The following is a 13,197-nucleotide window of genomic DNA, read 5'->3' on the forward strand; positions in this document are numbered from 1 at the left end:
ATGTTGTTACGTCAGGAAGTAGAACGTAGAAAATTAATAATCATTCGTAAATTATTGGGATTAGGTTTAGCTGAAATTAACGGACAAACATTAGATCAACTAACATTAACGCAGCTTGAAGGAATTTTAATTGCAAGCTTGCAGGTATTGGAGGGGAAAAACAATGCCAAAGCAATTAACAATTTTTGACGTGGAGCCAGTTGTATCATTTGATCCTAAGAAAGCTCGTATTCAACGTTTAAATTCAAAATTAAGGTATGCAGATGTGGTTGTGCAAATACCACGTCAAGCCAAAGCAATTGATGAATTAAAACCGACAACAGCGCCTGATGAGCGGTATGAGTTGTTTGAAGATTACGTAATAGGGATTTGGCGTTACAAAAGAGCGGAGGATAAACAATTTGTATGGGAAGAGGCTGAAAAAATGTGTAAGCAAGCAAGGGATGAAAAAAAGCCGATTCCAATACGGCTCCATTTGTCACTTCAACAATCATTTGTTCCAGAAAATGTTGTGCGATATCTATAGATAAATAAAAAAAAGCTGAGATTACTCTCAACTTACTTCGACAAAGTAATTATAACATATGGGAGTGATCTTGGTGGGAATTAGAAAAGAAAATCTTGTTGAAATGACAGCTGAAATAGATTTGAAAACAAATGGAATATATATTGTTAAAAATGGTCAGGTGCAACTAATAGAACCACCTCAAGGTGGATTTGGTGAACAATCATTTATATATCAAAGCGGAAAAGTAATTCGTATGGAAGAACGAAAAACACAGTTGATTTAATAAAATTTGAATTTTGTATAGAAGTAGGTGAATGTGACTGTGAGCCGAAAAATAGAAACATTGTTAAATAGAGCCAGCCTTTGGGAGACAAGATCAAAGCAAGCATCTTTAAAGGGAGACTATGATAGGGCTGGAAAACTCCGAACAAAAGCCCTGCAATTAACGCAGGAAGCTCGCAGGGTTGAAGAAACGAGAAAAGTTGATAAAAGAACTTAATAAGCGTTAATTAATTTTCGAACAAAAGCGTTATTTTGTACCAAATAAAAATAAAAGAGCCCTGCAAGAGGGCCACGCGAATATTTTCGCATATCGTATACCTTAGTATATGTATGTCCCAAAAGGATATGATCAAAATAGTTATTTTATAACCAAAAATAAAAGAACCCGTTTGTTATAAACGGATTCTTCCCTTAAGGTGTGCAAGGAATACAAGGTAACTGACCTAGGGAAACCTGTAGAATCCCTTGTGATTGTAATGTATGCAAAGGAATCAATAAGGTTAATGAATTTTAAACAAAATCCTTATTTTAAAGTTAAAGAGCACCTTGTAGAGCGCTCCTTATGCCTAATTATAAATACTTATGTTCGATCTTAGATTAATTTCTTACTTGGAGAAATAAAATGCTCTTAAACAAAGTTTAGATAGACAATCGAGCCCATAATTACAATATAAAATACCGCACAAAAGAAGATTAAAATGTATTTTAATGTCTTGTTCATATTAGTACCGTCCTAAAAGAGGGTTATTTGGATTTTAATATCGTATGTAAAAAAGGTGCATTTATACAAGGGAAGGGTAGCTAGCAAAAGTAAAACAAAATCTTTATTTAAAAACTAAAGAGCGCTTTTTAAAGCGCTCCTTAAGAAAAATAAAAAAGAATACCTCATGATACTGTATGTATGTTTTTTAGGAATGTAAGGATTTAAAACAAAATCGTTATTTTAATTAAAAGAGCAGCTAGCAAAAGCTAACTGCTTGTTGAAAAAAGAATCCACCCCAGGTTATTTACTGGCAGAGTTTCAAGAAATAAATGATTAAATTAATTTAACTTTTCAATTACAATCGAAGCATTTATATTTGTTTGTGTTCCACCTGCTAAAGTTTGCAAAGTAACTGCAGCAGCGGAAGTATGATTATTAAGGGTAATAATATCACCTGCAGCTAAAGCGAGGATTGTTTGGCCGTTGTTTGGTTGAGTTCCTGCACCTGATCCATAAACTGCGCTGGTAACCGGAGCACCATTTAAAAAAAGTGTGAATTGATTAGGCTCAACTCCTGATACAGAAAAAGAAATTTTATAATCTCCTGCATTAAGAACCATTAATTGAGAAGTTCCCAGTGTATGAGTAAAACCAGATGTCATTCTACCATGTGAATTAAAAAGAATAGGTGCTTCTAAGGCAACAACTTGAGCTGCTGTATTGAAAACATAAGCATAATGAGATAACCCAGATACTGTAAGACCGGTAGGCCCAGTAGGTCCGGTAGCTCCAGCGGTTCCTGGTAATCCAGTAGGCCCAGGAATGCCTTGGATGCCTTGGATACCTTGAAGCCCAGTTGGGCCAGTCGGGCCGATAGGTCCAATAAGTCCCGGATTACCTTGAATACCTTGGATACCCTGAATTCCAGTCGCCCCAGTTATTCCAGTGGGTCCAATAGGACCAATAGGCCCCGGATTACCTTGAATCCCCTGAATCCCTTGACTTCCTTGAGGTCCAGTGGGGCCAGGAATGCCTTGGATACCTTGGATACCTTGAAGTCCGGTTGGTCCTGGTGACCCAGAAGGTCCAGTGGGGCCAGTCACTCCGGTTGGTCCTGGCGGTCCCCCAGAAGGTCCAGTCGGGCCCGTTGGTCCTGGCGGTCCCCCGGAAGGGCCGGTAGGTCCAACAGCTCCAGAAGGTCCAGTTGGACCTACAGAACCAGGAATGCCAGGAATCCCTTGAGGGCCGGTCGGACCAGGAATCCCTTGAATCCCTTGAATGCCAGGAATCCCTTGAATGCCAGGAATCCCTTGAATTCCAGTGACCCCTGTTATTCCAGTGGGTCCAATAGGACCTTGAATGCCAGGAATGCCTTGGATACCTTGGATACCTTGAATTCCAGAAGGTCCAGTTGGACCAATAGATCCAGAAATCCCAGGAATCCCTTGAGGTCCAGAAATACCTTGAGGCCCAGTAGGTCCCAGGCTACCTTGAATTCCAGTAGGCCCGGTAGGTCCCCGAGGTCCACCTGAAGGTCCGGTAGCTCCAGTAGGTCCCGAAGGTCCAGTAGCACCGGTTAATCCAGTAGACCCGATTTGAGGTAAAGGAAAGGCACATGGAAAGGGTATGTGACAATTCTTTTTAAATTTACTCATTTTTACACCTCCCTTATAAATTAACTAACAATTTATATTTATACTTTAACAACTTATGAGTAAACAGACACACGGGTGTAAGGAAAAAACCTATGAAAATTACATAATAGGTTTTAAGAGCAAGCCTCTATTTTAAATTCCATACCAAAAAGAGCACCATATATAAGTGCTCTTCGGACCAAAACTCTTAATGTAAAAGGGTACGTGATATCATATGTAATTTTTTCATGGGCGTGAAGTATTTGAACAAAAACGCTATTTTGCACAACAAAGCAGCTAGCTAAAGTAGCTAACTGCCTGCTGTAAATACTATTCCACATGGATACGCAAATTGTAACCACAAGTTACATTTATAGTATAAACAGATTTGAAAATGTTATGCAGGAAAGTAAACTAAATAAAAACTTTCTTTTGCACAACAAAGTAGCTAGCTTAATGAGCTAACTACCTGCTGTACAAAAGAAACTAGGCCCTACAAGTAAATGATATGTAACTTTAAGTTACAGCTATAGTATAAGCAGAATTAAAAGTATTATGTGAAAATAATAATGATCTTAATAAAACTTTCATTTTAATATAAAGCAGAATTATTAAATGGCTTAGGCAGACAATTTATTAAATAAACTGTCCGCCAAGTGAATGAAAGATTATTTGAGCTATAAAGCCCAAGTTTAGTATAGATAGAATCATGAAAGTTTAATCATAAAACAGATAAATTATGTTATAGAAAACCTTCAATTAAAAAAAGAGCAGTTAGCTTTTGCTAACCGCTCGGCTCTCGACCAAGAAAGCTAGAGTGGGAGAAATCGACTTTTTAAAGTCTTGTCTATAGTGTTAGACAATGTTTAGAATTTTATTTACTTAAAACGTAAAAAGAGCAGCTAGCAAAAGCTAACTGCTCTCCAGAAAAGCATTAAGAAGGAAGTTCAGAACTCAAGTGTATTTATAGTATGGACAAGATTTAGAAATTTATTCGAGGAGGAATGGATAATGTGCACTTATTGGGAAAACGCAGTTAAAGAATTCTTTAAAAAGCAAGAGCAGGAACGAAATAAAAGAGCAGCTAGCAAAAGCTAACTGCCCGGGTAATAGAATATGGTTCGAAATGGGTTGTCTACAGTATTAACGGAATATTGAGTTTTATTCAGGGGGTTACTAATTATGTAGGTTACATGAGAAGTCCTATTAACATCCAGGCTGCCCCGATTAGAACTAAAGTTTCAAATGTAATCCAAAATTTTCTTTTTTCTGGTTTTTGAAATTCTTTAATTACAGAGAATAAAGCACTGATTCCTACAAGAATGAAAAGAGCAATTCGGATTGTTTCAGTCATCTACAACACCACCTAATATTTTAATAATTTAATTATATAACAATTACCATTTTGTAGAAACTTAACAAAATAATCCTTTTCTAATAAAAGGTTACTAAAATATGAGAAAATGATATAATAATCCAAATTACACATTTAGTCCTACTGGAAGAACCAGCGGACACTGAACTATGAAGAGCATTATTGATATTGCTCTGTAGTTGGTGTCCGCTTTTTTGTTTTTATTAACAAAATATATAAGGAGTGTTTATATATATGACGCAATTAACTTTCTTACCTAAAATTGATCGCAAAGCAACTCAGGTTCGTTTAGAAGAGATTCTTGAAAATGTTCGTATTTATAGACAATTTGGGATGATTAGACATGAGATGAAGGTTACAGCATCTAGCGAGGTAAGATATCACGGTCCAAGAAATATAGTAGGGAAGCCAGCTGAAGATATTGCTTTAGCAAATGTTGCTATGAGTGAAAGAGAAGTGAAATTACAACGTTTGTCTTTTCAAGTTGATAAGGCGTTAAATCGTTTTAGTAAAAACCAAAGGGATATTATTGTAAAAAGATATTTAGAAGATGAAGAAGTCTTTGATTATATGGTTTATAACGAAATTGGTATGAGTGAGCGTACATATAGACGAAATAAATCTAATGCTTTTTATAAATTAGCTTTTGCTCTCAGATTAGAAGTATATGAGGCAGAAGAAACTGGAGGTAATGAATAATGAATTTTGTTCAACCAATACGTGATCCAGAGCAAATACAGCATTTAAAAGAGTATTTTAAGGAAAAGAGCTTACGTAATTACATTCTCTTCATTATGGGTATTAATACAGGTCTCAGAATCTCAGATATTTTGAAATTGAAAGTAGGGGATGTTAAAGGCAGTCATATATCTATGCGGGAAAAGAAAACAGGGAAACAGAAACGAATACAAATTACTGCAGCACTGAAAAGAGAACTAAAATGGTTTATTATAGAGAGAGAAGACAATGAGTATTTATTGCAAAGCAGACAAGGTAAGAATCGTCCAATTGGTCGTAGCATGGCATATAAGATATTAAGCGGGGCAGCGGCAGAGTTTGGGTTAGATGAAATAGGAACACATACGTTAAGAAAAACATACGGGTATCACATGTACATGCAAACGAAAAACATAGCATTACTCATGGAGATATTCAATCACTCGTCAGAGAAGGTCACGTTACGTTATATAGGTGTAAACCAAGATGCAATGGATAAAGCAATGACTAGGTTTAAAATCTAATTATTGCTTATTTCTTTTTCATTAAAAGTTAAGCACCCCAAATCCCCTTAAAAAATTTGTATTCGGAATATTGTAACAAAATAAAAAAAAGACCCTACAAGAGAGTCTTTCATCAGCTAATATTAAGCTTTTTGAACATTAGTAGCTTGTAGGCCACGTTGTCCTTGTTCTACTTCAAACGTTACACTTTGTCCTTCGTCTAAAGATTTGTAACCGTCGATTTGGATAGCTGAGAAATGTACGAATACGTCTTCTCCACCTTCACGCTCGATGAATCCAAAACCTTTGTCTGCATTAAACCATTTTACTTTACCTTGTTCCATAATTGTTGCCTCCTAGTGTGGATACCCACACATATGTTACTACCCTTGTTCAAATACCTTAGACGAAAAACAAAATTTATTCTTAATCTCAAACCGAACAAAAATAGGTCTTTCTTAAATTAACATACTTTCTAAAAAATAGCAAATTTCAAAAATAAGTCCTTATGGTAATTAGCTACTAATAGTTGTTGTTGGAGAAAAAGTCACTATGATAGTCATCACAGCAAGAAATTGCCAAAGGATCTCAACAATATCCTTGGTTTGATTTTTTTCAGACATTCAACAACTGATAAAATTAGCTATTTTCGAGTTAAATTTTACTTCTGATAACGATAATTATGTAAATAAGCTGTCCATATGGGCAGCTTATTTTATTTTTCCGCATAGCGTAGGTTATTTTGAAAAATGTTGGTGGTATCCCTATACAGTTACTCATAATTTTTGTAATGTATAACTCAAAAGAGAAAGTTAAATGAAATCAATGATACCAAGGGATTTCACGATAGGACCAGTTACACACAATATAAGATATGGGTAACTCATTAGAAATAAATACATAAGAGAAAATGATAGTTAAAGAAGAAAGAGTAAGTGGCAGAGTTATGACCGCTTTTTGGCCGCAAATGTGCCGGTTGTTTTGGATTAAGCATGATATAGTTGTATAGTGAGAAGTGACGGAAAACACAACTCACTATGTTGAATCTAGAATTCTAAACGGTTCATATTGACGGTACATTAAAAATCCGTAATCAGACTTTGTAGTTATGAGTGAATCAAAACCCATATAAATATAATTAAAACGAAAATAGTCAGTAGATATTTTAGGGATTCCATGACATACTCCTTTTACAAAGTAGTATGTGTGAAAAAGTGAAAAAGTATCGATTTGGGTGCTTTCCTTTTATAAATAGTAAGTTGAGCCAAATGGAATTGTTGTAAAATCAGCTGGATACATATCTTGATATATGAAGTGGGTTGGGGATGAAACTGTATGATGGGATGATAGTACGGCATATAGTGCATTGCATGATGATAAACTGCATGAAGTGTCGCTTGTGCTCCAGAGAGTGTGTAAACTGAGCCAATCGACCTTTCGATGTTAAAGTAATGACTTATCATAATAATCCATCTCATTTCTTTATAGATAGTTAAATTTCCTTCTACATGTTATGTTTAGCTACTGAATCAAGTGTAGTATTTCATTAAATATATGTATAATCTATAATTTAAATTTAATCATATTGTAGTGCTTAAATTAGTAGGATTAATGGGACTTTTTAAATGCTGTGATTTATAGAAAACCTATGCAAAAGCTTCATGACATACTCCTTTTAGAAGTAGTGTATGTGAAATAATGATAAAGCATCCATTCGTGTGTTTTTCATAATATATAATACGAACAAAATTTACTGAAGAAGTTACATAAAGAGTCCGCCGTAATCGGTGGACTCTTTATTTTGAACAAAATGGTGATTTGATTAGCCGTATGCTTCCTAAGAATAAAATTTATAAATTATCTTTTATCTACTTGCTCTTTAAAAAATAATATAGGAACCAAACAGCATGGTTTTGTTCATCTGCTGCTGCTCTACGAAATATTTCTTTAATGTATTGATCAGTTGTATCATCTGAGATTTCTAAGTAAAAATCAACAGTATGTTGCTCATCTTGAAGTGCGAATTCCAATCCTTTTAAGTAAATATCTGGACAATTTTCAGTTATTTTTGGTTGCGGTTGACGGCCAGTTAAACTGACATAAATCTGTACGAATTGTTGAAAATGCTTTATTTCATCTTTTCGGATTTCCAGGATCTGATTACGTTCATTATCGTGTGTGGCTAAATTAGCAAGTTTAGCATAACAATTAATAGCGCTATACTCACCATTAATTGCCTTTTCAATATCACTAATTAATTTTTCGTTTTGTCTGTAGAGCAAATTGTAACTATTTAAATAGGTATTCATATGCGAACCTCCAAATTTATTCTTAAATATCCTATGTGTAAATAAGGGAATCGTGCACATCCTACAGGCTAGTTACTATGTTAATGTAGGTGTTGCTGGAATCTGTTTAGCGTCTTATTTGTTGTTAAGGAAAGATAAGGGGTGAGGGTATGAATTGGTTTGTTATTTTCTTGGATATGGTACAGGATTTATAGTTTGTTTGGTAATCATGATCCAATTCCTCAAAACAAAAGAAGTAAAGGAATTGGATTGATAACGGATGAAAAGGGGCGAGATAAATGAAACTAACAAAACAAGAACAAACAGTTATTATCGGTAAGTTAATCAACAACATTCTCGGAGTGGAATTGGTGAAGGAACACATTGATCCACAGAAACTTGAGAAGGCTGTTGCTATGCATAATATAATGAATGATGATATGACACCAAGGGAAACAAGAGAAGCGCTTATTAGTGTGTTAGGTAGAGCGATAGATGAATTCCTTGAGAATAAGGAGTGAAATATACGAAATTAACTAAGCTTGAGAAAGCAATTGCTATTGGTACAATTCTTTCTGCTGTAACTGAAGAAGAACTTAAAGAGTATGTTGTTTTAGAAAAGTTACAGTCATTTATTAAACAGGGTGATGTATTATCTGGGAACACAACACCAAACGAAAAGAAAGAAGCTGATATAAGTTTAATCAATAAGCTAATTGACTCATTCTTAGAAGAAAGCAAATCGGTGGAGAGCGATGAGAGAATACAAAACCAAACAACAGAAGCGTAAGTTCTATGACAGTGGTGAGTGGAAGAGTATACGCGAACAAGTAAAGAAGCGTGACAACTATGAGTGTCAAGAGTGTAAGCGCAAAGGTCGTGTTCGTATTGATACCAATGAGTACAGTGAGAGTGCCAAGCGTAAGAAGATACAACTCGTTGTCCATCATATAAAAGAACTTGAACATCATCCAGAGCTTGCATTAGAAATAGAAAATCTTGAAACAGTCTGTGTGGATTGCCATAATAAAGAACACGGAAGAACATTCAAAAAGAAACAGAACAAATGGGAACATGATGAAAAATGGTGAAAATGATTCAGTATTATCCCCCCCTTTCAGGATTTGAGAAAAATCTCGTATAAGGGGCACCGGAGGAGGGGGGCGTTTTTCCAGATTTTTAAGTTGTTTCGTATAGGACCCCTACCCAGTATGAAAATATGATTGAATCGAGGTGATATTATGGCGGATATTGATGAGCGTGAGGTGCTAGTTAACAAAGAAAAAAATCGTTTGAAAAGATTATTTAAAGACATCCCACCTAGTAAGTTAAAAGTGGTTGAAGGATTAATTATTCAGGCAGCAAGATTACGAGTTTTATTAAATGAGATGTGGATGGATATATCTGAGAATGGTGACTATGAAATGTTCTCACAATCTGATAAAACAGAGCCGTATGAAAGAGAACGACCTGTTGCCCGGTTATATAATACCCGTGATCAATCATATCAAAGGGTCATTAAACAACTAACGGATTTGTTGCCAGAAGGAAATAATAAAAAAGAAATTAAGAAATATTCGGCAAGTGATTTAATATGATTGTTCATAAGTGTGTAAGTGAATATATAGAACTATATGAAATAGGAACAGTGGTATTAAATAAAGAACGTATCATGCTTATAAATTATTTAAAGCAAGATATATTAACCCGTAATGATTTACATTTTGATGTGGATTTAATTCATAAATGTGTAACTTTCATAGAAAAGTGGCATTTCAAATTAAATTCCTTTCAGAAATTTTTAATAGCATTTGTGTTTTTGTTTGATGAATATGAGGATGTTTATTTTGATCAACACTTCTGGATGATGGCAAGGGGTGCTGGTAAAAACGGATTGATTAGTGCATTGACACACTTCTTTATTAGCGAGTTGCACGGTATTGAGCATTACAACGTATCAGTAGTTGCTAATACAGAAAGACAGGCTAAAACTTCTTTTATAGATGTTTATGAAAAGAATAAAAAACATGAAATATTAGACGAGTTATTTGTATCAACAAAACAATTGATAACAAATAAAGCTACTCGTTCGACTTTTGAATTTCATACGTCTAATGCAGGGAGTAAAGACTCGTTAAGGGACGGGTGTGTTATTTACGATGAGATACATAGATATGAAAATAGCGATGTTGTAGAAGTGTTCTCTAGCGGTTTAGGTAAAGTTCCTAACTCTAGGGAATTTTTTATTACCACAGATGGATTTGTTCGTGAGGGGTATCTTGACAAAATGAAAGAGCGAGCTATGAATATCCTGAAAGGGAAAGAAAAAGAAGATAGATTGTTTCCTTTTATTTGTAAGCTTGATAACGCTGAAGAAGTAGATAATCCTGATATGTGGGAAAAAGCAAATCCGATGTTTAGTAAGCCAATGAGTCAATACGCTAGAGGATTGTTTAAGAAAGTTATGCGTCAGTATAAAAATCTAGAAAACGATCCGTCTAATAGAGAAAATTTCATGACTAAGAGGATGAATATACCGGAAGTAGATTTAACAAAGTCTGTAGCTTCATGGGAAGAAATCATGCGTACTGGTTTTGAAGAAGATGGAGAAACACTGAGAGAAGTTCCGGATTTAAAGCACAAAGTAGCTGTAGGCGGTCTCGACTTCGCCAGCATCAAAGACTTCGCAGCAGTCGGCTTGCTATTTAAACATGGTGAAGATTATATATGGAAAGGCCATTCATTTGTACGTAAAGGATTCTTGGACAAGGTGAAATTAAAAGCGCCTATTTATGAATGGGCTGAAAATGGCTTACTAACTATTGTGGATGAGCCGGTTATTAATATCTCTCATATTGTGGATTGGTTTGTAAAAATGCGTGAGATATACGGATTTAACACAATAGTAGCTGATACATTCCGTCTTGATCTTGTTAAAACAGCACTTGAAGCTGAAGGCTTCATATTGTTATACATTCGTAACCCAAAAGCTATTCATTCTTTATTAGCGCCAAGGGTAGAAACGTTATTTGCAAACAATCGTATTATTTTTGGTGATAATCCATTAATGCGTTGGTACACCAATAACGTCTACGTCCACATCAAAAAAGACGGCAACAAAGAATATTTGAAGAAAGATGAATTTAAGAGAAAAACAGATGGATTCCAAGCCTTTATCCATGCATTATGGCAAGCGGATAACATTCTTGTGGATGAATTCGACTTTATGTTAGACGGTATTAAATTCTAATAAGGGGGGTGATAATCATTGGATGGTTGGACGCAGTATTTAAAAGAAATAGTGAAGTAGGATTTATGTTTGATGTGGAAATGTTTATCGAAAAGGCAAATAGAGTCCATATGAAGCGACTAGCGATTGATACATGTATTTCTTTTTTAGGAAGAACAATAAGTCAGTCGGAATTCAGAGTGAAAAACGGTGAAGAATTTGAAAAGGATGAGCTTTATTACCGATTAAATGTTAGACCAAATAAGAATATGACAGCAAGTACCTTTTGGGAGAGTTTCATTTATAAACTTATTTATGATAATGAAGCTTTGATTGTCCAAGCGGATGATGGTGATCTACTTATTGCTGATGACTTTGAACATAACGAATATGCTGTGTTTGAAGATACTTTTACAAATGTCACTGTAAAAGATTATCAGTTTAAGAGAAGTTTTAAACAAAGTGAAGTCATTCATTTAAGATACAGGAATGATAAGTTATCACCTCTTATCGATGGTTTGTTTACTGATTATGGTGATTTATTCGGTAGAATATTAAGTTCTCAAAAACGTAAGAATCAAATTCGTGGAACAGTTGATATGGACATGCTCGCTGCAAAGAGCAAAGAACACCAATCAAAACTGCAAGAGTTCATTGATAACATGTACAAAGCGATTGGAGAAAAAGATGTCGCTATCATTCCACAACAACCAGGTTTTAAGTATGCTGAAACGTCAGGTGGAGCAAATTCTGGGCAGAGTGTGGAGGAAATTAATAAAGTAACAAATGGCTTCTTAAATCAAGTAGCAATGGCTTTTGGTATTCCAACTGCTTTGATATATGGCGAAATGGCTGACGTTGAGAAGCAAACGAAAAATTATATGCTTTTCACAGTGAAACCTTTATTAAAAAAGATTTCTGATGAAGCAAACGTTAAATTTTTTGAAGAAGAAGAGTATCTTTCAGGTCAAAAAATTGAAGTTAAAGCTGTTTCTTATCAAAGTATATTTGATCTTGCAACAAGCATCGATAAACTCATTTCTTCAAGTGCATTTACAGGGAATGAGATTCGATTAGAAGTAGGATATGAAGTTTCTGATGATCCTAACTTAAATACACATCATATTACGAAAAACTATACGAAACTAACTGATTCTGAAGGAGGTGAGAATACAAATGACGGTGAAAATTGACGTTAAAGGACCAATAATTTCAAATGATGAAGCTTGGATTTATGATTGGTTTGAAATGGATGCTACAAGCCCAGGTAAAATTTCAAAAGAACTAACTAATGCCAATGGTGATGATTTAATTGTATCGATTAACAGTCCTGGTGGTTATGTACACGAAGGGTCAGAAATTTATACAGCATTAAAAAATTATCCTGGTAATGTGGAAGTTCAAATTGTTGGTTTGGCTGCAAGTGCGGCTTCTGTTATTGCGATGGCTGGTGATAAAGTCCAAATTTCACCTACAGCACAAATTATGATTCATAATGCTTCAATGTGGAATGGTGGAGATCATCGTGACATGGAAAAGGCAGCTGAAATGTTGAAAACAACAGATAGAGCAATTGTAAATGCTTATGTCATTAAAAGCGGTAAATCAGAAAAGGAACTACTTAATATGATGGCTGAAGAGACTTGGATGGGTCCGCAACAAGCATTAGAAAATAATTTTGTGGATGAAATTATGTTTATGGATAATCAGGTTAAAATGACAGCTTCAACTGCTACTGCCACCATGCTTCCGCAGAAAGTAATCGATGGCTTTAGAAATGGAACAATGAACAAAGGCCAAGGGATTACAAAAGAAGATTTAAATGCAGCATTATCAGGATTAAAAAATGAAATCCTGAATGATTTACAAAACAATATAGAAGAACCAAAGGAGCCGCATCCTAAACCTGTAAAAAACAGTGGGATTAAAGGGCTCCTTTTAAAATTATAAAAATTGGG

The 13,197-nt window shown here is 34.9% G+C and carries 16 protein-coding genes; 12 read left to right on the forward strand and 4 right to left on the reverse strand.

What is annotated here, in order from left to right; genetic code table 11:
- The 3 genes from ASE54_RS07545 (at position 1) to ASE54_RS07555 (ending at position 791) form a co-directional block, all read left to right on the forward strand.
- Positions 1–189, forward strand: coding sequence for a hypothetical protein (locus ASE54_RS07545; protein ID WP_000926798.1), 189 nt, complete (start codon positions 1–3; stop codon positions 187–189).
- On the forward strand, positions 164–526 hold the full coding sequence (locus ASE54_RS07550) for a hypothetical protein (RefSeq protein ID WP_001126004.1): 363 nt from the start codon (positions 164–166) through the stop codon (positions 524–526). Before ASE54_RS07545 ends, ASE54_RS07550 begins: the two co-directional genes overlap by 26 nt.
- A 73-nt stretch (positions 527–599) precedes the next feature.
- Entirely contained in the window at positions 600–791 is a 192-nt protein-coding gene (locus tag ASE54_RS07555) for a DUF3954 domain-containing protein (RefSeq protein ID WP_000512856.1), read from the forward strand.
- Between the two features lie 1,040 nt (positions 792–1,831).
- On the opposite strand, the gene ASE54_RS07560 is transcribed toward ASE54_RS07555, so the two are convergent.
- Positions 1,832–3,148, reverse strand: coding sequence for a collagen-like protein (locus ASE54_RS07560; RefSeq protein ID WP_000032820.1), 1,317 nt, complete (start codon positions 3,146–3,148; stop codon positions 1,832–1,834).
- A gap of 1,168 nt (positions 3,149–4,316) precedes the next feature.
- Positions 4,317–4,481: a hypothetical protein gene (locus ASE54_RS36235; RefSeq protein WP_000140896.1), complete on the reverse strand. Its 165-nt coding sequence runs from the start codon at positions 4,479–4,481 to the stop codon at positions 4,317–4,319.
- 255 nt (positions 4,482–4,736) lie between these two features.
- Between ASE54_RS36235 and ASE54_RS07570 the strand changes: the two genes are divergently transcribed.
- Together ASE54_RS07570 and ASE54_RS07575 are read left to right on the forward strand one after the other, a co-directional pair.
- A complete protein-coding gene (locus ASE54_RS07570; protein WP_000192854.1) occupies positions 4,737–5,201 on the forward strand; it encodes an ArpU family phage packaging/lysis transcriptional regulator in 465 nt (154 codons plus the stop codon).
- Positions 5,201–5,743 (forward strand): site-specific integrase, encoded by a 543-nt coding sequence (locus tag ASE54_RS07575; RefSeq protein WP_001012125.1) that lies wholly within the window; start codon positions 5,201–5,203, stop codon positions 5,741–5,743. The genes ASE54_RS07570 and ASE54_RS07575 overlap by 1 nt, the downstream gene beginning before the upstream one ends.
- A gap of 122 nt (positions 5,744–5,865) precedes the next feature.
- On the opposite strand, the gene ASE54_RS07580 is transcribed toward ASE54_RS07575, so the two are convergent.
- A complete protein-coding gene (locus ASE54_RS07580) occupies positions 5,866–6,066 on the reverse strand; it encodes a cold-shock protein (RefSeq protein WP_000434817.1) in 201 nt (66 codons plus the stop codon).
- A gap of 1,524 nt (positions 6,067–7,590) precedes the next feature.
- Positions 7,591–8,031, reverse strand: coding sequence for a ferritin-like domain-containing protein (locus ASE54_RS07585; RefSeq protein ID WP_001099642.1), 441 nt, complete (start codon positions 8,029–8,031; stop codon positions 7,591–7,593).
- A gap of 278 nt (positions 8,032–8,309) precedes the next feature.
- Between ASE54_RS07585 and ASE54_RS07590 the strand changes: the two genes are divergently transcribed.
- The 7 genes from ASE54_RS07590 (at position 8,310) to ASE54_RS07620 (ending at position 13,189) form a co-directional block, all read left to right on the forward strand.
- Positions 8,310–8,531, forward strand: a complete 222-nt coding sequence (locus ASE54_RS07590; RefSeq protein ID WP_000778987.1) for a hypothetical protein — start codon at positions 8,310–8,312, stop codon at positions 8,529–8,531.
- A complete protein-coding gene (locus tag ASE54_RS07595) occupies positions 8,528–8,800 on the forward strand; it encodes a hypothetical protein (RefSeq protein ID WP_000877970.1) in 273 nt (90 codons plus the stop codon). Before ASE54_RS07590 ends, ASE54_RS07595 begins: the two co-directional genes overlap by 4 nt.
- Complete coding sequence (locus ASE54_RS07600; RefSeq protein WP_001209624.1) at positions 8,766–9,101, forward strand: HNH endonuclease; 336 nt, start codon at positions 8,766–8,768, stop codon at positions 9,099–9,101. Before ASE54_RS07595 ends, ASE54_RS07600 begins: the two co-directional genes overlap by 35 nt.
- 150 nt (positions 9,102–9,251) lie before the next feature.
- Positions 9,252–9,608 (forward strand): hypothetical protein, encoded by a 357-nt coding sequence (locus tag ASE54_RS07605; RefSeq protein WP_000763336.1) that lies wholly within the window; start codon positions 9,252–9,254, stop codon positions 9,606–9,608.
- Positions 9,605–11,260: a terminase TerL endonuclease subunit gene (locus ASE54_RS07610; RefSeq protein WP_000635288.1), complete on the forward strand. Its 1,656-nt coding sequence runs from the start codon at positions 9,605–9,607 to the stop codon at positions 11,258–11,260. The genes ASE54_RS07605 and ASE54_RS07610 overlap by 4 nt, the downstream gene beginning before the upstream one ends.
- A gap of 65 nt (positions 11,261–11,325) precedes the next feature.
- Entirely contained in the window at positions 11,326–12,432 is a 1,107-nt protein-coding gene (locus tag ASE54_RS07615; RefSeq protein ID WP_043333521.1) for a phage portal protein, read from the forward strand.
- The gene (locus ASE54_RS07620) at positions 12,416–13,189 is read left to right on the forward strand and encodes a head maturation protease, ClpP-related (protein WP_000216398.1); all 774 of its coding nucleotides are present in this window, start codon (positions 12,416–12,418) and stop codon (positions 13,187–13,189) included. The genes ASE54_RS07615 and ASE54_RS07620 overlap by 17 nt, the downstream gene beginning before the upstream one ends.
- Positions 13,190–13,197: the final 8 nt, after the last annotated feature.

The sequence above is a fragment of the Bacillus sp. Root131 genome (assembly GCF_001429475.1).
Lineage (GTDB): Bacteria > Bacillota > Bacilli > Bacillales > Bacillaceae_G > Bacillus_A > Bacillus_A thuringiensis_S.